The organism is Flavobacteriales bacterium (assembly GCA_019694795.1).
In the GTDB taxonomy this organism is placed as follows: domain Bacteria; phylum Bacteroidota; class Bacteroidia; order Flavobacteriales_D; family UBA2798; genus UBA2798.
In genome coordinates this window covers 1-20,943 of the sequence record JAIBBF010000033.1, presented here as the reverse complement: position 1 = coordinate 20,943, position 20,943 = coordinate 1, and the positions used below count along the sequence as shown (strand labels likewise).

At 41.0% G+C, this 20,943-nt stretch carries 18 protein-coding genes; 9 read left to right on the top strand and 9 right to left on the bottom strand.

Going from position 1 to position 20,943, the window contains the following annotated elements; translation table 11 throughout:
- Position 1: 1 nt before the first annotated feature.
- The 4 genes from K1X56_10445 to K1X56_10430 are packed head-to-tail and all read right to left on the bottom strand — an operon-like array spanning position 2 to position 2,549.
- Positions 2-535 (bottom strand): GNAT family N-acetyltransferase, encoded by a 534-nt coding sequence (locus K1X56_10445; GenBank protein MBX7095133.1) that lies wholly within the window; start codon positions 533-535, stop codon positions 2-4.
- Positions 516-1,067, bottom strand: coding sequence for a hypothetical protein (locus tag K1X56_10440; GenBank protein MBX7095132.1), 552 nt, complete (start codon positions 1,065-1,067; stop codon positions 516-518). Before K1X56_10440 ends, K1X56_10445 begins: the two co-directional genes overlap by 20 nt.
- Positions 1,060-1,839, bottom strand: a complete 780-nt coding sequence (gene dapF, locus K1X56_10435; protein MBX7095131.1) for a diaminopimelate epimerase — start codon at positions 1,837-1,839, stop codon at positions 1,060-1,062. The genes K1X56_10440 and dapF overlap by 8 nt, the downstream gene beginning before the upstream one ends.
- Positions 1,839-2,549: a hypothetical protein gene (locus K1X56_10430; protein MBX7095130.1), complete on the bottom strand. Its 711-nt coding sequence runs from the start codon at positions 2,547-2,549 to the stop codon at positions 1,839-1,841. Before K1X56_10430 ends, dapF begins: the two co-directional genes overlap by 1 nt.
- Before the next feature lie 167 nt (positions 2,550-2,716).
- Between K1X56_10430 and K1X56_10425 the strand changes: the two genes are divergently transcribed.
- From K1X56_10425 to K1X56_10415, 3 genes are all read left to right on the top strand, one after another.
- On the top strand, positions 2,717-4,189 hold the full coding sequence (locus K1X56_10425) for a trypsin-like peptidase domain-containing protein (protein ID MBX7095129.1): 1,473 nt from the start codon (positions 2,717-2,719) through the stop codon (positions 4,187-4,189).
- Positions 4,190-4,344: 155 nt separating this feature from the next.
- A complete protein-coding gene (locus tag K1X56_10420; GenBank protein MBX7095128.1) occupies positions 4,345-5,208 on the top strand; it encodes an RNA polymerase sigma factor RpoD/SigA in 864 nt (287 codons plus the stop codon).
- Positions 5,209-5,224: 16 nt separating this feature from the next.
- Complete coding sequence (locus K1X56_10415; protein MBX7095127.1) at positions 5,225-6,691, top strand: glyceraldehyde-3-phosphate dehydrogenase; 1,467 nt, start codon at positions 5,225-5,227, stop codon at positions 6,689-6,691.
- A 56-nt stretch (positions 6,692-6,747) separates the two neighbouring features.
- Here the strand turns inward: K1X56_10415 and K1X56_10410 are convergent, their stop codons facing one another.
- The 5 genes from K1X56_10410 to K1X56_10390 form a co-directional block, all read right to left on the bottom strand.
- Positions 6,748-8,952, bottom strand: a complete 2,205-nt coding sequence (locus K1X56_10410) for a polyribonucleotide nucleotidyltransferase (protein MBX7095126.1) — start codon at positions 8,950-8,952, stop codon at positions 6,748-6,750.
- Positions 8,953-9,053: 101 nt separating this feature from the next.
- Complete coding sequence (gene rpsO, locus K1X56_10405; GenBank protein MBX7095125.1) at positions 9,054-9,323, bottom strand: 30S ribosomal protein S15; 270 nt, start codon at positions 9,321-9,323, stop codon at positions 9,054-9,056.
- A gap of 80 nt (positions 9,324-9,403) precedes the next feature.
- A complete protein-coding gene (gene accD / locus K1X56_10400) occupies positions 9,404-10,249 on the bottom strand; it encodes an acetyl-CoA carboxylase, carboxyltransferase subunit beta (GenBank protein ID MBX7095124.1) in 846 nt (281 codons plus the stop codon).
- Between the two features lie 29 nt (positions 10,250-10,278).
- Positions 10,279-11,340, bottom strand: a complete 1,062-nt coding sequence (locus K1X56_10395) for a class I fructose-bisphosphate aldolase (protein MBX7095123.1) — start codon at positions 11,338-11,340, stop codon at positions 10,279-10,281.
- A gap of 69 nt (positions 11,341-11,409) precedes the next feature.
- Positions 11,410-13,956 (bottom strand): BamA/TamA family outer membrane protein, encoded by a 2,547-nt coding sequence (locus K1X56_10390; GenBank protein MBX7095122.1) that lies wholly within the window; start codon positions 13,954-13,956, stop codon positions 11,410-11,412.
- A 382-nt stretch (positions 13,957-14,338) separates the two neighbouring features.
- Between K1X56_10390 and K1X56_10385 the strand changes: the two genes are divergently transcribed.
- From K1X56_10385 to K1X56_10360, 6 genes are all read left to right on the top strand, one after another.
- Positions 14,339-16,639 carry a transglycosylase domain-containing protein gene (locus K1X56_10385; GenBank protein ID MBX7095121.1) on the top strand — a complete coding sequence of 767 codons (2,301 nt, stop codon included), beginning with the start codon at positions 14,339-14,341 and terminating at the stop codon, positions 16,637-16,639.
- A 37-nt stretch (positions 16,640-16,676) separates the two neighbouring features.
- On the top strand, positions 16,677-18,191 hold the full coding sequence (locus tag K1X56_10380) for a XylR N-terminal domain-containing protein (GenBank protein MBX7095120.1): 1,515 nt from the start codon (positions 16,677-16,679) through the stop codon (positions 18,189-18,191).
- A complete protein-coding gene (locus K1X56_10375) occupies positions 18,192-18,731 on the top strand; it encodes a 2'-5' RNA ligase family protein (GenBank protein ID MBX7095119.1) in 540 nt (179 codons plus the stop codon).
- The gene (locus K1X56_10370; GenBank protein ID MBX7095118.1) at positions 18,728-20,026 is read left to right on the top strand and encodes a 4-hydroxybutyrate CoA-transferase; all 1,299 of its coding nucleotides are present in this window, start codon (positions 18,728-18,730) and stop codon (positions 20,024-20,026) included. The genes K1X56_10375 and K1X56_10370 overlap by 4 nt, the downstream gene beginning before the upstream one ends.
- 3 nt (positions 20,027-20,029) lie before the next feature.
- The gene (locus K1X56_10365; GenBank protein ID MBX7095117.1) at positions 20,030-20,476 is read left to right on the top strand and encodes a 3-oxoacyl-ACP synthase; all 447 of its coding nucleotides are present in this window, start codon (positions 20,030-20,032) and stop codon (positions 20,474-20,476) included.
- Between the two features lie 33 nt (positions 20,477-20,509).
- Positions 20,510-20,943, top strand: a 434-nt coding sequence (locus K1X56_10360; protein ID MBX7095116.1) for a peptidylprolyl isomerase, incomplete at its 3' end; no start/stop codon positions are given.

Sequence of the window (20,943 nt, the reverse complement as noted above, 5' to 3'; positions counted from 1 at the left end):
ATTAAGAATTGAAATGATATTGATAGAAATATTCGTCTTCCCATTGATTACCTTTTCGGAACCATTCTTTTTTCAGTCCGGAACGGACAAATCCTTTTCCTTCGAACAATTTAACAGAAGCTTCGTTGCTCACCAGAATATTACAAAAAAGTGATTTAAGCGCTAAAATCTCGCGCGCATAGTTCAACAAAACTTCAAGCGATTCGGCAGCGTATCCTTTTCGTCGTTCATTGCTTTCGCCTAATAAAATTCCAATGCCTGCTCGGTGGTGAAAAGCATCAAATTCGAAGAGGTCAATAAAGCCCAGTGGCTGACGATCCGATTTTCGTTCAATAACAAAACGATACTGTTTATCGGTATAAATATCTTTTATCGTTTCGATGTATAGTTTTAAACTATGCTTGGAAAAGGGAATAAATGTATTGGTAACTCCCCAGTTAAATGGATCATTTTCCCATTTCATGAGCACGTCCAAATCGGAAGGTTCCAGTGGACGTAATCGTATTTCTTTTCCTTCAAGCATGGTTTTCTTCATTGGAAAAACCTTCTATACAACGATTGATGTCGTCGGCAGAATAGGTCTTTAATACAAAAGAATGATCGGGTTCTAACAAATCAACCATGTTAAAATGAATACTCGTTCCAATTCTTCCTGCAGATTTTAGCATAGAAAACAGTTCAAACACAAAGGATGATGTGGACAAATCCGCTGCAATGGTTTCCGCAAAAAACTGACGTACCGGAAACAGACAACTAACCGAACCGGCAACTGGAGTAGAGTAGGAGGAAAAAATTGAGAATGCTTTTTGCTGCAGACTTTCCGGACTTCCTGTCACTTTCACTTTAATGGCTAAAACCCGATGATTTTTTTGTTGGATATTCCGAAGTAATCCTGAAATGGATTCGCGGTTTTTATTTCCTTTTACCGATATAGAAAAATATTCACCGGCAATCACTAAAATGATATGAGGTGGTCGCTGTTCGGCATGGTAAAGCATGAGCCAAACACCGCTATTCAGATCATCCGCCTTTGCCGCTCTTATTTGTTCAACTAGATATTCAGGCATAAATCTCACCTTTAAAAACGAAATCAGCGGGACCGGTCAACATAATGTTTTTAAAACTGTTGTTCTGCTCGCGCTGAAAACTAACTTCAAGATCCCCTCCTTTTGTCTTGATGAAACAATGATGATCCAGATTTTTTAGCAATGCAAAACTGATAGCACATGCTGTTACACCTGAACCGCAGGATAAAGTTTCATCTTCAACACCGCGTTCGTAGGTTCTTACAGCAATACCGTCATGAAGTTCTTCAACAAAATTTACATTGGTGCCTTCAGTTTTAAAACGCTCGTTGTATCTTATTTTTCTGGCTTCTTCTACTACAGGAAAATCTTCAAGTCCCTTTACATACCGAATATAGTGGGGAGAACCTGTATGAATAAAATGATGATCCGCTTCAATTTCGGTTGGTTGAACATCACGCACGGAAATCGAAACACGTCCGTCCTCCAAAACACGACCGGTATGCGTCCCGTCAATCGCCAGAAAACGACATTCTTTCGAGATCATTCCCAAATAAAAAGCAAATGCCACCGCACATCGACTACCATTCCCGCAAAAACTTTTAGAACCGTCGGAATTAAAATATACCATTTCGAAATCATGGCTTTTTTCAGGCTGAATGGCGATTAAACCATCTGCTCCAATACCAAAACGACGATCACAAAAGTGACGAACAAGGGCAAGATCATTGGTATCGAAAACACCAAAACGGTTATCGACCATTACAAAATCATTACCAGTTCCCTGATATTTATAAAACGGATACTTGTTCATTATTCAGTTTGCCTGATCAATTCCGGATCCGATACCGCCTTCAGCGACTTAAATTCACTGCTCGATTCCAGTCGGAAAAGATTTTTTTCGTTCCGCAAAAATAAACCTTCTTCTAATCGAAACAATTTTATCGGCGCATTTGGATCAATTCCGTACAACGCAAGTTTCGAACGACCCATACGGTACCCTCTGGAATTTAAAGGAGATTGCCAAAATTCGACTTCATAACTTGATCCCGGAACAGTTTCGCGAATATTGTTTTTCGATTTCAACAATGAATCGGTCTTATTGCCAGCTGTTTTTTCAGGATTTCTGGAAACAATTTCTATTGTTTTTACACTAATCAGCTTTTCCCTTTTTACCACCTGATTCCCATTCAATTCAAAATCCGATTTTACTTCCTGGTTTTGGGCAATAAGAGAATCGTAAAGCGGGCTATTCTCATCAATATTGGGATAATAATCATCATTCGGTTCCGAGCGGTGAATTTCTACGGATTGCAAATGAATCAGTTTACCGGTATCCGGATCCGAATTATTTTCTTCCGGTTTAACAGAGTTGGTGGGGGTGGATTGCGAACGATTTTGATTCGCAGTTTTAGGGTTGGCGTTACTTTTTGTTGTTTGGCCATTATAAACCATATAAACAGCAGCAGCCGACACCCCGGCGCCTACTAAAATTCCTGTTAAAAAAACTGGAAAACGACTCATAAAATCCTTGTTTATCCTAATAAAATAAGGGCTTTCAGATGTATAAAGCCATAATTAAAATTAACACATTTTAACGGCAGCGAAGTAACAAAAAGAGGCTTAAAGCGTTTTTTTATTAACCGGAGAAAACACGGTTTTTGTCAATAACCTTAACAAAAAAATATACCATGAAATCAATTGCAGGAACATTGTTGGCAGGTTGCGCAGGAGGAATTCTGGCCTTTGGCATATTGGAGTATTCAATGGATCGAACACCCAAAGCGGTGATCATCGAAAAAAAATTAACCGAAAATCAGGAGGGAAAACTAACCTCCTATAGCGAATCGGGAAATCCGGCAACAACGGCGCCCATCGATTTTACACTTGCGGCAGAAGCTACTGTTAATTCGGTGGTCCATATCAAAACAGAAATTCCGGTAAGTGTACAGCGACAGGTTGATCCGATGTATTATTATTTTTTCGGTCCGCAACAACCTCAGACAGGAATATCAGAAGCAAGTGGATCAGGCGTAATTATTACCGGCGATGGATATGTGGTAACCAATAATCACGTAGTGGAAAATGCACGAAAAATTACAGTAACCACCAACAACAACAAAGTGTATTCTGCCGAAGTAGTTGGTACGGATCCGGGAACGGATATCGCTGTTTTAAAAATTAAAGGAAGCGATTTACCGGCTATCAGTATTGGTAATTCCGATCAGGTTAAAATCGGAGAATGGGTGTTAGCGGTGGGAAATCCGTTTAATCTAACTTCTACCGTTACTGCAGGTATCGTCAGTGCCAAAGCAAGAAACATTAACATTCTTCAGGCCGACCCCGATCACAATGTGTTTCCAATCGAGTCCTTTATTCAAACTGATGCTGCGGTAAATCCGGGTAACAGTGGAGGAGCATTGGTAAATGCAAAGGGAGAATTAATTGGAATTAATACAGCCATCGCTTCCAATACCGGATCCTATTCGGGTTACTCCTTTGCAGTGCCGGTGAATCTGGTTCAAAAGGTAACAAGCGATATCATTCGTTTTGGAGTAGTGCAACGCGGATTTTTAGGTGTCACCATTCGTGATATCGATGAAAATCTGGCCAGCAATTTGCGACTAAAAAACATGAATGGCGTTTACGTAGGCGGTACCGTAGAAGGTGGAGCAGGTGAGGCCGCAGGAATAAAAGAGGGAGATATTATTTTAAGTATTGGAGATGTTGATATCAACAATGTCCCCCAACTTCAGGAACAGGTAGGCAGGTATCGTCCCGGCGATATTGTTCAGGTCACCATTCTTCGGGCTGAAAAAGAAATGATCATTCCCGTTACGCTACGCAATGCAGAAGGCACCACTGCCGTGGTGAAAAAGGAAAAATTAAATTTAAAATCGGCACTTGGAGCTTCATTCGAACCTGTTTCTGCTACCGAAAAAATGAAATTGGGGATAAAAGGCGGAGCTAAAATTGTGGATTTAAAAAATGGTAAACTCCGGGAGGCAGGATTAAAAGAAGGTTTTATCATCACCAAAATCGATGATCAGCCCATATTAAGTCCGGATGAACTCATGAAGGTTTTATCTTCCAAAAAAGGTGGTGTTCTCGGAGAGGGTTTATATTCCAACGGTTCCAAGGGTTATTTTGCTTTTGGACTTTAACGGATCGCTTTTAGACAGAACTAAGGAAAGTCAGGTTTTTTCTACCTTTTTCTACGATGAATAAGGTGGAAATAACTTGACTTTAACTTCTCATTAACCTACCTTTGCACCCTCTTTTACACCAACGTTCTACAATTTATACCCAATAAAGCAAGATGAGACAGCTAAAGATCACGAAATCAATCACCAACAGGGAAAGTCAATCATTAGACAAGTATTTACAGGAAATCGGGAAAGAGGAGCTGATTACAGCTGAAGAGGAGGTAGAGTTAGCGCAGCGAATTAAGAAAGGTGATCAACGTGCTTTAGAAAAATTAACCAGAGCAAATTTACGTTTCGTAGTTTCAGTTGCAAAGCAATACCAAAACCAGGGACTCACATTACCGGATTTAATCAATGAAGGAAATTTAGGATTAATTAAAGCAGCGCAACGTTTTGATGAAACACGCGGTTTTAAATTCATTTCCTATGCCGTATGGTGGATTCGTCAGTCCATTCTTCAGGCTTTGGCAGAACAATCCCGTATTGTACGTTTACCTTTAAATCAGGTTGGTTCATTAAACAAAATCAACAAAGCATTTTCTAAACTGGAGCAGGAGTATGAGCGTCCCCCAAGTGCAGAAGAGCTTGCTTTGGTTCTCGATATTCCCGAAGATAAAATCGCCGACACCATGCGTGTGAGTGGTCGCCACGTTTCGGTGGATGCTCCATTCGTAGAGGGTGAAGATAATTCACTGCTGGATGTATTAGTGAACTCCGATTCTCCAAAGGCAGATTTCGCTTTAATGAACGAATCACTTCAGCGCGAAATTGAACGTTCATTATCTACCCTTACCGAAAGAGAACGCGATGTGATTAAGTTATTTTTCGGAATCGGAATGAATCACGGTTTAACATTAGAGGAAATCGGTGCAAAATTCGATTTAACCAGAGAACGTGTTCGCCAGATTAAAGAAAAGGCAATTCGTCGCCTTCGTCACACTTCTCGCAGTAAACTTCTCAAGGCATATTTAGGATAAACTCAATTCAAGATACATGTCAACGCAAGCACAAGAAGCCGTAGCGGCCTACGATTCAGAATTTAAAAAGTACATCGACAAAGAAAAATCTGCCGTAGCGCTTATTGCTGCCGTGGGTGAATTGATGTATGGAAAATCAGTGGAATTGGTTTTGTTCCGCAATCATTTGGTGGACCAAAGCATTTCTGAAGTTTTAAAACTCCATGCCTATGCGCGTGAAGTGGTAAAAAAACCAATCATTGTGCAGGATACTGCCGAGTTGGCTTCTGAAATTTTAAAAATCGATATCGTTCCTTCTAAACTTGATATCGGAAAGTTGGCGGCAGAATGGATGGAAGAAGGAAAAAATTTCGCTTCTAAATCTGATTTTCTTAAACACAAACTCCAAAAATTTATCGGCGTTTCCAGCAATGCACTCGTTCCTCGTGATGTAGTGTTGTATGGATTCGGACGAATTGGCCGTCTCTGCGCCCGCGAACTGGTTAAACAGGCGGGGAAAGGACAACAATTGCGCCTTCGTGCCATCGTAACCCGCGGTGGAACCGATGCCGAAATTCTTAAACGCGTTGCATTGCTTCGTCTCGATTCAGTACATGGTCCCTTTGCAGGTACCGTGGACGTGGATTTGGAGAAAAAGACGTTAAATATCAACGGACAAATCGTTCACTTAATCGATGCTCCTGCACCAGAGGAAGTGGATTATGAAAAATACGGAATCAGTAATGCGCTGATCATCGATAATACCGGTGCATTCACCAATCGTGAAGCATTGAGTCGACATATGAAAGCAAAAGGAGCCGGTAAGGTTCTTTTAACTGCACCTGGAAAAGAAATTCCGAATGTAGTTTACGGAGTAAATCATTCCGATCTCGATCGCGAAGGAGAAACCATTTTCTCTGCAGCTTCATGTACTACCAACGCTATTGTTCCAGTTTTAAAAGTGATCAATGATGCATTAGGTGTAGAGCGTGGTCACATTGAAACCGTACATGCTTATACCAACGACCAGAACCTGATCGACAACATGCACAAAAAATCTCGTCGTGGTCGTTCTGCTGCTATTAACATGGTAATCACCGAAACCGGTGCAGGTAAAGCAGTAACTAAATGTATTCCCGAATTAAAAGATAAACTTACGGCCAACGCTGTACGTGTTCCTGTTCCCAATGGATCTTTAGCTGTGTTGAGTTTAACATTAAACAAAACAACAACCTTAGAAGACCTCAACGGATTATTGCGTAAAGCATCTCTCGAGGGAGAATTGGTAAATCAAATTTATTTCAGCTACGAACCTGAATTGGTAAGTTCAGATATCATTGGCAACACCTGCTGTTCGGTATTCGATTCCAACGCAACCATTGTTGGTCCCGATGCTAAAAACGTGGTGCTTTATGTATGGTACGATAACGAGTATGGTTACACCAAACAAGTAATGCGTCTCGCCAAATACATTTGCAAAGTGAACCGTCTGGTTTATTATTAAACTATTTCACCAACTGGTGATCTAAATAAAAAGGGCCTCATTCGAGGCCCTTTTTGTTAGTTATTGTTAGAAGTACTTTCTTCTTTTTTCTCTCTGTGCTCACGCGGTTTGCGTTCCTCTTTTTCAACATATCCTTCCGGTTTTGGAAGAAGAACTTTTCTGGAGAGTTTGAATTTTCCGTTTTTAGGGTCTTTCCCTAATACTTTAAATTCCACAATTTCTCCTTCTTTAATTACTTCCTCTACTTTTTCAATGCGCTTCCATTCCAATTCCGAAACGTGCAGTAATCCATCCACTCCTGGTACAATTTCTACAAATGCGCCATAAGGCATAATCGAGCGAACTTTTCCTTTATAGGTTTCACCAATCTCAACAGTAGGAGGGAAGGCAATGCGTTTAACCCACGACAATGCAGCATCCATTCCGTCTTTACCAGGAGAAAGAATTTCAACCACACCTTTACCGTCTTTTTCTGAAATTGAAATCGTAGTTCCGGTGGTACGTTGAATTTCCTGAATGATTTTTCCGCCAGGACCAATAATTGCACCAATAACGTCTTGAGGAACTTCTAAATACTCAATACGCGGAGCGTGTGGTTTGGTCTCAGCACGTGGAGCATCCATGGTTTTAAGCATTTCACCAAGAATGTGTAAACGACCTTGACGCGCTTGCTCTAATGCATTCTTTAAAATCTCATGCGATAAACCATCAACTTTAATATCCATTTGGCAAGCAGTAATACCATTAACGGTACCCACCACTTTAAAGTCCATATCACCCAAGTGATCTTCGTCTCCTAAAATATCGGAAAGGATAGCGTATTTGCCGGTTTTCTTATCGGTGATAAGTCCCATAGCAATACCAGAAACCGGACGCTTAATTTTAATACCGGCATCCATTAATGCAAGTGTACCTGCACAAACAGTAGCCATCGAAGAGGAACCATTCGATTCCAAAATATCAGAAACCACACGAACGGTATACGGATTTTCCATTCCTGTTGGAATAACCGGTTTTAAACCTCTCAGTGCAAGATTTCCGTGTCCAACTTCTCTTCGGCTGGTTGCACGCATCGGACGAGCTTCACCTGTGGAGAAAGGAGGGAAATTATAATGTAAAAGGAATTTCTCAGTGCCTTTGTAAATAACACCGTCAATCTCCTGCTCATCCTGATTACCGCCAAGTGTTACTGAAGTCAACGATTGTGTTTCACCACGTGTGAAAATGGAAGATCCATGTGCACCCGGTAAATAATCTACTTCGCACCAGATCGGACGAATTTGCGTGGTATTACGACCATCCAAACGAATTCCTTCGTCGATAATCATTCTGCGCATCGCTTCTTTTTCTACATCGTGGTAATATTTACCAACCAAACCTGCTTTTTCAGATCGAACTTCTTCGGGAAGAGTCGCCAGAAAATCGGCTTCAATTTGTTTGAATGCAGCTCCGCGTTCATCTTTATTTCCGCCAGCTTTTGCTACGGCATAGGCCTTATCATAAGTGGCAGACCAAACTTGTTTGCGTAACTCTTCATCATTATCCTCATGGCTATACTCACGTACTTTACCACCTTTTGCCGATAAAGCAGCTAATTCTTTTTGTACAGCACAATGTTTTTTAATGGATTCATGAGCAAGCATAATTGCTTCAATCATCAACTCTTCAGAAACCTCGCTCATTTCGCCTTCTACCATTACAATGTCCTTTTCAGAACCTGCAACAATCATATCTAAATCGGCATTTTCTAAAGCAGATTTACTTGGGTTAATGACCAATTTACCGTCGATACGCGCAACGCGAACTTCGGAAACGGGACCATTGAAAGGTACATCTGAAACCGCAATAGCAGCAGAAGCAGCTAAGCAGGCTAATTGATCAGGAAGACTTTCTTCGTCGGCAGAGATCAAAAATACGGCAACTTGAGTGTCGGCATGGTAATCATCCGGGAATAGGGGACGCAGTGCGCGGTCGATAAGTCGGCTGATTAAAATTTCATAGTCACTCGGACGAGTTTCGCGTTTAAAAAATCCACCCGGAAAAATTCCCCGTGCGGAAAATTTCTCCTTGTATTCTACAGTAAGTGGCATAAAATCCACTCCGTCTTTTGCATCTTTTGCAGAACAGATAGTGGCCAGGAGCATGGTGTTACCTTGGCGTACAACAACTGATCCATCGGCCTGTTTGGCCAGTTTGCCTGATTCGATGGTAATGATGTTGCCATCACCCATGTCGATTGTTTTTGAAAAACCTAATTGCATCTTCTTCTTTGTTTTCGTGTATATATTCTTATTTCTTCCAGGATATTAAAAAAAAAGGCAATCGTTGTTCACAATTGCCCCCTTTTATAAATTTTTTCGAATTACTTACGAATGTTAAGTTCTTCGATGAGTTTACGATATTTAGTAATGTCTTTAGCCTTGAGGTAATCAAGAAGACTCTTACGCTTACCTACTAAATCCAACAAGGATTTTTGAGTTGCTTTATCTCCTTTATTTGCTTTCAGATGGCCGGTAAGGTGAAGAATACGTGTAGTAAAAAGTGCAATTTGCCCTTCTGTACTTCCAGTATTGGTTGCAGCACCACCGTGCTTTTTAAAAATTTCCTTCTTTACTTCTTTAGTCAGATACATGACGTAATGGTGTTAACTTATTTCAAACAGGCTGCGAAAATAGTATAAATTTTACAACCTACAACAAAATCAATGAAATTTTATGACATAAAGAATTCTATCGACTTCGCTATTTCGTGTTTAATATTCTGACGATCAACGATATAATCTAAAAATCCTTTTTCAAGTAAAAATTCGGCTGTTTGGAATCCTTCGGGTAAATCGCGACCAATGGTTTCTTTTACAACACGCGGACCGGCAAATCCAATTAAGGCTTTAGGCTCTGAAACGTTAATGTCGCCCAGCATAGCATAGGATGCGGTTACACCACCTGTGGTTGGATCGGTCAGTAATGAAATATATGGCAATTTAGCTTCGGCAAGCTGAGTGAGTTTAGCAGAAGTTTTTGCCATTTGCATTAATGAAAAACCAGCTTCCATCATTCGGGCACCGCCTGATTTTGAAATGATAATCAATGGAGCCTTTTTCTGAATAGCCATATCCACAGCGCGCGCAATTTTTTCGCCTACAACACTGCCCATAGAACCACCAATAAAACCGAAATCCATACAAGCAATCACTGTGGTGCGACCCTCAATTTTACCATAGGCAGTGCGAATCGCATCTTTTAATCCGGTTTTTGCAATGGTGTCTTTAATCCGGTCGTTGTATTTCTTGGTGTCAACAAATTCAAGCGGATCTCCGGAGGTGATATTTTCGGCAAATTCAGTGTATTTGTCGTCATCGAAAAACACGTGAAAATATTGCTCGGCCGATAATTTATCGTGATACGCACATTTTTCGCAAACCCAGAGTTTAAGGGCATGTTCTTCTGTAGTGGTAACGTGATTACATTCGGGACATTTATACCACAAACCTTCAGGCGTTTCTTTCTTGTCCTTAGTCGAGGTAGTAATCCCTTCCTTATTCCGTTTAAACCATCCCATAGTTTCGTCCAAAATATCCAGTTTTAATATTAGGCAATACTTACACTTTTATCCAGGTATACATCCTGAATGGCATTAAGAAGAGCTACACCTTCATTCATTGGCTTCTGAAAAGCTTTACGACCAGAGATTAGTCCGTGTCCACCCGCTCTTTTATTAATAACGGCAGTACGAACTGCTTCTGTTAAATCAGACTCTCCGCTACCTGTAGAAGCTCCACCGGAATTGATTAATCCGATTTTACCCATATAGCAATTGGCCACCTGATAACGCGTTAAATCAATTGGGTGATCTGAGCTTAACTCGGTGTACACTTTTTTATGAGTTTTACCAAAGTTGATGGCATTGTATCCACCATTGTTTTCCGGTAATTTTTGTTTTATAATATCAGCCTGAATGGTAACACCCAGGTGATTGGCCTGAGCAGTTAAATCAGCGGCAGTGTGATAATCTACGCCATCCTTTTTAAATCCGCTGTTTCTTAAATAGCACCACAAAATGGTTGCCATTCCCAATTCATGCGCACGCTCGAATGCAGCAGCCACTTCCTGAATTTGACGGGCAGATTCATCCGAACCAAAATAAATCGTTGCACCAACTGCAACAGCACCGAGATTCCATGCTTCATCAACACTTCCGAACATGATCTGATCGTATTTGTTGGGATACGATAAGAATTCATTGTGATTGATCTTTACAATGAAAGGAATTTTATGCGCATATTTTCTGGAACATGATGCTAATACCCCATAGGTGGAAGCAACAGCATTACACCCGCCTTCAATGGCAAGCTTTACAATGTTTTCCGGATCGAAATATTGTGGAGCAGGAGCAAAGGAAGCACCTGCAGAGTGTTCAATTCCCTGGTCAACCGGCAAAATGGAAACATAGCCCGAACCAGCGAGTCGACCGTGATTATAAATCGATTCGATACTTCTTAAAACCTGCGGATTTCTATTGGTACCGGCAAAAATACGCTCGGTAAAATCGGCACCCGGGGCCTGAAGTAAAGATTTATCAATGGTTTTGCACTGATGGTTAAGAAGCAGTTCAGCATCTTTCCCTAAAAGGTTGGCTACATTTACAGACATTCGATGTGAGTTTTGAACGAGGGGACAAAACTACAATTTTTTTTACAAGCACATCGAAAAAAACGAAGATCAGAATGGGTAACCAATTCCGAGATTTAGATTTACTCTTGCTTTATAATCAGCTGCTCCACGGGCATTTAACCATGCATTGGAGGCATCCTTATCCTGAAAAATCCAACGCTCGCCTTCCATTAACCCGGGTTCTTTCAAGGGAATAGCAAAATCGAATCGGATAATGAAAAAATCAAGGTCAAAACGCAAACCCAATCCACCATCCATAGCTAGCTCTTTATAGAAATTTTCGGAGATCTGAGAACCGGGACGAGCCGTGTTTTCCCTTAAGTTCCAAATGTTTCCGGCATCTACAAACATGGCCGCTTTTAAGAAACCAAAAAGGTCGAATCGATATTCCAGATTACCTTCCAGGTACACATCACCGATTTTATCAAAAGCTAATTGAGCAGGCATATATCCACCGGGACCCAGCGTTCTGGCTTTCCATCCACGTAAGCCATTGGCACCACCAACAAAAAAGCTTTTTTCGAAGGGAAGCGATTGGTTAAAGTTTTTCTGTGGTAAACCTATTCCTCCGGCAACGCGATATACCATTTTACTGGAGCGGTTAAAGATTTGAGTAAAGCGGAAATCGATATCCGTTTTAATAAATTGAGCAAACTGAATTCCGAAGATTTTACCTACGCTGTCGCTGCTCATTCCGGCCAACTCATAACCTAAGCGCATTAAATTTCCACTCTGTTCCAGGCCAACCTTTAAATAAATCGTATTCCGATTTGGTTTATTTACATCAAGATTGTTGTATTCGAAACGAAACTGGTTACCAATGATAAAGTGGTCGCGATAGGAATTAAGGAGGAATTGGTCGTTGATCTGTTCCAAACGTGCAGTAAAGGAAGAATCCGGATTGATTTTTACGGCGGATAGTTTGGTGGGACTAAAATAAAAATTGATGTTATCTCCTTTTTTCCATTCATAGGCAAAGGATACATCCTGAATGGTTCTGGAAAAGTCAGGACGATTCTGATAGTTGAGGGTCGCCGTAAATACCGTTTTCGGAGAAGCCGTTTTTTCCAGTTGCACCAGATTAAACGGAGAAAGAAACTTGGGGATATAGAGGGAAACTTCAGGTCCGAATTCCAGCGTGTTGAAGGTTTTTAAAACGCCAATCCCTGTTTCTTCACCGAGTGATTGGTCCTCATTGGCAAGTACCTGCTGTGCTTCGATACCTCCGGACATGGAGAACTTAAATGTTTCGGCACCGCGGAATGTGTTTTTATTTCTGTAGGTAAAATTTCCAGCGATTCCCAGATTACCTCCACGGTTGGTTCCGTTTGATTCCAGTGAAACGCTCTGGCGGGCGAACTGACTTAAATTGATGTAGCAATTCAATGATGTTCCGGTGGGATCGTCGGGATTAATTTCAAACTTGATATTGATGGATCGAAATACACCTAGTGAAGACAACTTCTTAAAAGTCGCCTCAACCTCCTTGGCCCGGTATGTATAAGCTCTTTTAATATAAATGGAATTTAATAGGACATGCGGTTTAAAGCGAAGTCCTCGATGTTTTAAATAGATAAAATAATGTTCCAGTGTATTTTTATCATAGAGCGTGTCATACAGATCTACCCTTCGTTTATCAGAGCTATTGGCAATGGCCGGATCGTAATCGGTATTGATAAAAATATCGGCAATCACAAAGCGTTGATGGGGGACTTCAATTAACGAATCCGGATAAACAGGGGATTGTTTAAGTGCATTTTTAACGCCCATAACCAGATCCACTTGTTTATTGCCGATGGATGAATCGATATCGAAATAAATAAATTCTTTAGAAAAGAAGTGGTAGCCTTTATCTTTTAAATAAGTGGTAATTCGGTCGCGTTCGTGGTCGAGCGCATCAAAACTTAAATTAGCGCCGGAATGAATTAATGATTCGCCATCTTTATTGGCATTATCAATAAGTCGATTTAATTTCTGGTCCTTAATGGAATAATTGATATTCCGGATCACATAGGGTGAATTAAGTTTTACAACATAAATCACCTCTGCTTTACGTTTCGATGAATCCAGCACAATGGAATCGCGAACATAATTGTTAAAATATCCTTTTTTAAATAGAAGAACATTGAGGTTTTTCAAGGAGGAAATCACTTTCGACGAATCTAAGGTCACCGGTTCCTCTCCAACGGTATAGCGCATCCATTCCCTCCAGGTGGGTTTGCATTCTTCCATTTTTTCTTCCAGGTCGATGCGCTTCAATTCCAGATTATAAATCTCTCTGGCGGTTTTAACGGAGTCTTTACCTCTGGTAGCCTTTAGTCGTTTGCGGTCGCGATCGATTTGTGCATTGAGGCTATCGAGTTCAACCTGCAGTTTTTTGCTTCGTTGTTCACATTTTGCCTTTCGCTTTAGGGCCTTTTTTTCCAGTTTTTGCGGGTTAGGCAAATTGTACATGAATAAATGGAAAGGAATAGATCCGAAAATTTTTCGGTTGGGCTTTTGTTTTAAAACATATTCCAGTTCAGATGGCTTTACATCGCCCTGACCTTCAATAATAATCGTATTTTTTACCAATAGGTATTGACCCTGTTCCAAGCGCCGGGTTTGCTTACAGGAGTAAAGGACCGTTACGAGGAACAGAAACAGAAGTAAATATCGTTTATTGGCGATCAAGCTATTAAGTGCAAAAAGCTTCACAAAATAAGAAAGAAAAAGGCCACCTGCCCACATAAAAAATAAAAAGAATGAGTCTGGAAACAGAATATTTTCGCAAGCCTCGATTTTGGATTCAAAAAATCATCAAATTTGCGCCCCCTAGTTGCGGATCTTTATGGAAATCCTTCGTGATTATTTCACACTTTTACGGCAATATTTCGGATGGTTCCTTGAAACATCTATTCCGTTCATAAAGCGGGTTTTTTCATTTTCAGTTTTCAATTTTAAAGGGTTCAGAAAACGCAAGTGGTACATTAAGCCATTGAGTTTAATCTATTCCTTATTTCTGAGCATTTTTCTTTTTGTTCTGGCCATTGAAATCAATTTTTTATGGCTATTCGGAAATATGCCGAGTATCGATATGGTTTCGAATCCCGACCTCGACGTGGCTTCGGAGGTGTATTCGGCCGATGGTGTTTTATTGGGTAAATTCTTTAAAGAAAACCGCGATCCGGTTGAATATGCGGAACTCAACACGAATATCATCAATGCGCTTATAGTAACCGAAGATGTCAGGTTCTACCAACACTGGGGAATTGATTTTAAATCGGTTGCCGGTGCAGTGGTTTCAACAGCTAGAGGAGATAAACGGGGTGGAAGTACACTCACTCAACAGTTAGCCAAAAACCTATTTAAAACACGTAAAAAGAAATCATCGGGATTACTCGGATATATTCCTTACGTGAACACTTTTGTAGCCAAATCCAAAGAATGGATCACTGCGGTGAAACTGGAAATGTTTTATACCAAGGAGGACATCCTCACCATGTATCTGAATACCGTAGATTTCGGTCACAACACATTCGGGATAAAAGTTGCTGCTCAAAGTTATTTCGGAGTGGATCCGAAGGACCTCGATGTGCATCAGGCTGCGATGTTGGTGGGAATGTTAAAGGCCCCATCGCATTATAGTCCCTTAAAACATCCGGAGCGTTGTTTGGAACGTCGCAATGTAGTTATAAGTCAATTATTAAAATACGGCAAGATCACGCAGGAGGAACATGATATTTACAAGGAAAAACCGCTGGAAGTTAATTTCAAGGAATATTCCTATAGCGAAGGTATAGCTCCTTATTTCAGAACAGCAGTTGCAAAATCGCTGGTGGACTGGCAAAACGAAAGCGGATACAATATTTTCACTGACGGATTAATCATCCATACCTCCATCGATTCCAGAATGCAGCTTCATGCCGAAAAGGCGGTGCAAATTCAAATGCGTCAACTTCAACAGCGATTTAAAGCGCATTTCGGAGGTAGAAAGCCATGGACAGTTACTGCTACAGCAAAGAATCCGGATGGATTTTTAATGGATATCGTCCGGAAATCGGAAGTATACCGAATGTGGAAAAAACATTATGGTAAAGACGAAGCCAAAATTCTTGAAGAGCTCAACAAAAAGCGGAAAATGGAAATTTTCACTTGGGAGGGTATCAAGGAAGTTGAATTTTCATCGCTCGATTCCATTAAGCACTATGCCGAATTCCTGCATTGCGGACTCATGACCATCGATCCTTATTCGGGTCAGATCAAAGCTTATGTTGGCGGAATCAATTATGATTATTTTAAATATGATCATGTAAGCGTTGCTAAAAACCAACCGGGGTCTACATTTAAACCCTTTGTATATGCTACTGCTATAGAGCAGGGAATGGGACCATGCGATAAAATTTCTATGGCACCTATTACCATCAAATACAAGGAAAAAGGTGAAGAAAAAAAATGGAATCCGCACAATGCCGATTGGTCCATGGTGTACCAGGATATTACATTGCGCTATGCCATGGGTAGATCCATCAATACGGCAACTGCACGCTTAACTGAAAAAGTGGGTTGGAAAAATGTAATTCGCACTGCCAAAACGATGGGAATTGAAAGTCCATTGGAAGAAGTGCCTTCCATTGGTTTAGGACCGAGTGAAGTCACCCTAAAAGAACTGGTAGGTGCCTACGCGGTATTTATGAATAAAGGGGTTTGGAACGAGCCTGTTTTGGTTACCAAAATTACCGATCGTAAAGGGAATGTAATTGCAGAATTTAAACCGAAAAGTCGACCCGCCATGAGTGCCGAGTCGGCCTGGTTAATGACCTACATGCTCCGGGGGACATTTGAAGAACCCGGTGGAACATCACAAGCATTGTGGGAATATAAATTTGTGCATGGCAATGAAGTAGGAGGGAAGACAGGTACATCCAGCAATTACTCCGATGGCTGGTACATTGGTGTAACGAAAGATTACATCACCGGGGTGTGGGTTGGAGCAGATGATAACCGGATTCGTTTCCGTACTTCCGAAACGGGAGAAGGTGCTCGTACAGCATTGCCGATTTATGGTAAGTACATGGATTTAATGTTTGCCGATAAGCGATTGTTGTTGACGAAAGGAAAATTCCCTGCACCGAGTGTAAAAATTTCTAAAAGCTATAATTGCAGAACCTTTGCACCACCAATTGATACTACCATTCTTACCACCGACTCCATACCTGCAGGCATAATTCCTGTTGAAGGTGGAGAAATTGAAAATCCGATAGTTCCGGCTGAAGAAAATACAAATAGTGGTCAATAGGATTTTTTTTCCTACATTACATTAAGATTTTTCCTTCTTGCCAAACAAGCAAAATCCTTTTCTTTCATCACCTGGTGATATGCCTAAATCGCCGGATGAATATGTATTGGAATTAGCAGAGCTAAAAAAGAAGGTAGAAGAACTGGAGCGTGAAAATGCCCTGCTGAAAAATGGAATCAGAAATTTTTCGCTCAAAGGGGAAACGGTTAAAGTCCCTCACTTCTTTAAACCGATATTCGACAGGGCGCAACAAACCGTTGGTAATTACTTTAAAGAAATTGATATCCGCCCGGAAGAAGGAAGTATTGTGATTCACGATCAACGTTACGTTTTAGTTCGTGCTTCTGCCTTATCGATCGATTTTTTCGAAAAGCTAATTGACCTTTACGCGGATAAAGGATTGGATTCTGCCATTCACACCGGAAGGAATTTCCTGTTCGATATTGCACACGTAATTGGTCAGCAGGACGCCAATAATTTCCATGTTCAAATGGGATTAAAAAATCCGGTAGAACGCTTGTCGGCCGGTCCTGTACATTTCGCCTACACCGGTTGGGCATTTGTGGATATTGCAGAGGATAGTCGACCCGAACCGGGCGATGAGTTTTTATTAAAATACGATCATCCGTTTTCTTTCGAAGCCGACAGCTGGATAAAGGCAGGCAAAAAGGCTGATTTTCCGGTTTGCATTATGAATGCCGGTTATAGTTCCGGATGGTGCGAAGCAAGTTTTGGAACGCCACTAACAGCCGTAGAAGTAACCTGCAGAGCAAAGGGAGATGATAAATGTACTTTTATCATGGCTCCTCCACATCGCATCAAGGATTATTTACCCAAGGGAACAAATGATGAAAATGGAGAAAATGTCTATTCCATCCCCATGTTCTTTGAGCGTAAACAAGCCGAAGAAGCGATTAAAAATTCACTCAAAGAAAAAGAACTTCTATTAAAGGAAATTCATCACCGGGTGAAGAATAATCTTCAAATCATATCTAGTTTATTAAAGCTGCAATCAGCCTATATTCAAAGTCCCGAAATCCTTCAAGTCATCTCCGACAGTCAGGATCGCATTAAAACGATGGCCATCGTCCATGAGAAACTCTACCAGAGTAATCTGGGCTGGGTCGATTTGTCCGATTATCTCTGTACCATTGCCGAATCCATGATAGAATCGGTAGGTCAGGAAGGGGATACGGGGATTGAATTGGTGACGGATTTCCAGACTGAACTTATAACCTTAAAAATTGACCAGGCCATTCCTATCGGATTAATCATCAATGAAATTATAACCAATGCATTAAAATATGCTTTCCCGGAAAATCAAGCCGGTAAAATCATAAAAATCGTTGGGCGTCGCATGGAGAATAATCGTTTAAAACTCGAAATAGGCGATAACGGACAAGGCTTACCGGATGAGTTTAAACGTGAAGATTCGACCTCCTTTGGAATGGAATTAATCCGACTTTTAACTGAGCAATTAGACGGAGAATTATCTATAAAAAACACCAATGGAACCTGGTTTCAGTTTGAGTTTCCTTTGGAATCGTTGTAAATGAATAATAATCTCTATTTCCTGGCCATCCTTTTTCCGGAGCAAATTTCAAAGGAAATCATTCAATTAAAATCGGAAATCGCAACAATTACGCAATCCAAGCACGCACTTAAAATTCCACCTCACATTACCATTATTCCTCCATTTCAATGTAAGCAGGAGGATTTAAGTTCAATTCTACCGCTGCTGGATTCGGTGATTTGTAATGGGAAACCATTCAGCACTACCTGTCACAATTTCGGATCCTTTAGAAAGGATGTTTTATTTATCAATTGTGAACCCTCTAATGAAGCATTCCGGCTCAGGGATGAATTAAAAGTTATTCTGCCCAATTTGTTTAAACGCGATTACGGAGCCTGGCATCCCCATATTACCTTGGCGTTTCGCGATCTTAGTGAAGCTGGTTTTACAAAAGGTAAACAGTACCTGGAAACTAAGAACTATCATTGCGAATTTCAAACGCATGAAATTACTTTGTTGCATCAGGTGAATGGGATGTGGCAGGCACATCATACATTTAAACTTAATTCAGTGTCATGAAAGAATATGTTAGTCCGGAAAATGCCCTTTCCAGAATTAAGAATGGCGACCGTGTTTTTGTGCAGGGTAGTGCAGCTACGCCTGTGTCATTATTGCAGACGATGGCTCATATGGCTGATCAATGGAATTGGCTTGAGTTGGTCAATATTTCCATCATGGGAGATTTAGATATTACCCGACCGGAATTCGAAAATAAATTCATTTTTAATTCGCTTTTCGTCTCTGCACCCATTCGAAAAACAGTGAATGAGGGTCCAAGCGATTACGTTCCGGTTTTCTTAAGTGAAATTCACCGGCTATTCGAAAAGGGATATTTGCCTTTAGATGTCGCACTCATTCATGTTAGTCCACCCGATGCTCATGGTTATTGTTCACTGGGTGTTTCGGTAGATATTTCAAGATCGGCAGTACGTTCTGCCAAGACGGTTATTGCCCAGGTTAATCCCAACATGCCGCGCACCCATGGTGATGGATTAATCCACGTTAATGATATTCATGCCATGGTTTGGGCAGAAGACGAATTGCCCATTGTGGATTACCGGTCCGGCATCACTTCGTGCGAACAAAAAATAGGGGAGTTTTGTGCTTCCATTATTGAGGACCGATCCACTATTCAGGCAGGAATCGGAACCATTCCGGATGCTGTGTTAATGGCCCTAAAAAACCATAAAGATCTTGGCGTTCACACCGAAATGTTTAGTAATGGAGTAGTTGATTTAATGAAGCGGGGTGTTATTACCAATAAATTCAAAAAGAAATACAAAGGACGAATCGCGACTGCATTTGCTATCGGAACCCGCGAATTGTATGATTTTGTAGATGATAATCCGGTTTTTGCATTTTTAGAAGCTGGCTATGTGAATGATGAACGAACCATCCGTGCCAATCCCAGAGTGGTGGCGATCAATTCGGCTCTGGAAATTGATTTAACCGGACAAGTCTGTTCCGATTCAATAGGGACCTACCAATATTCGGGGGTGGGCGGACAAATGGATTTTATCCGGGGGGCCTCCTTTTCGGAGGATGGTCGCCCCATCATTGCGATGCCTTCAGTAACGGCCAAAGGTGTTTCCAAAATTGTACCTGTATTAAAAGCGGGAGCAGGTGTGGTTACAACCCGGGCTCATGTTCACTATGTGATAACTGAATATGGAGTTGCCGATTTATTCGGTAAAAATTTAAGGCAACGGGCAGAGGCATTGCTTAAAATTTCCCATCCCGATCATCAGGAAGCATTGGATAAAGAAATCAGAAATCGATTCGGATCTAAAATTGTTTCATTTTCAAATAGATAAAAATTGTCAATTGAACTAAAAATTAAAGCAGTTTCTGAGCTTGCTGAACAACTAAAAACACGGTTGGAATCACTTCAAACGGCATTTTCCGAGCTTCAGGAATCGCTGTTAAGGGAAGAAAAAAGTACTGCAGGCGATAAACATGAAACGGGTAGAGCCATGACGCAATTGGAATTAGAGAAGTTGGGAAAGCAATTAAAATCCTGTCAGCTCGAACTTGAATCCTATCAAAAAATCGATTATCATCTTCCCAAAAACAAGGTTCAAACTGGAGCTTTAGTCATCCATTCCAAAGGCAATTTTTTAATTGGAATAGCCGGTTCAAAACTGAATTGCGGGGTTATGCCAGTTTCCGTTTCAGCACCATTGGTTCAATCTATGATAAACCTTTCTGCGGGCGATTCCTTTCCATTTCAGGGTCAATCGGATTCCATTAAAGCCATATTCTAAAGGGAAGCTTGTTATATTTGCAAAAAAGAAATCATGAAAAAAGCAATCATCCACACAGCCAAAGGCGATATGACGGTCGAATTTTTCCATCACGACGCTCCAAATACGGTAGACAACTTCATTAAACTCAGTGAAAGCGGGTTTTATAACGGACTAAAATTTCACCGTGTGATCCCTGATTTCGTAATACAGGGTGGTTGTCCGAACGGTATTGGGAATGGTGGACCCGGCTACAAAATTAAGTGCGAATTAACCGGTGGAAATCAGTTTCACGACCGTGGCGTATTAAGTATGGCCCACGCCGGAAGAGATACCGGAGGTTCGCAGTTTTTCATTTGCCACAACCGTAAAAATACAGCGCATTTAGACCGCAATCATACCTGCTTCGGAAAGGTTGTTGAAGGATTGGATGTCATCGATCAAATTCGCCAGGGCGACACCATCGATTCCATTGAAATTCTTGAAGC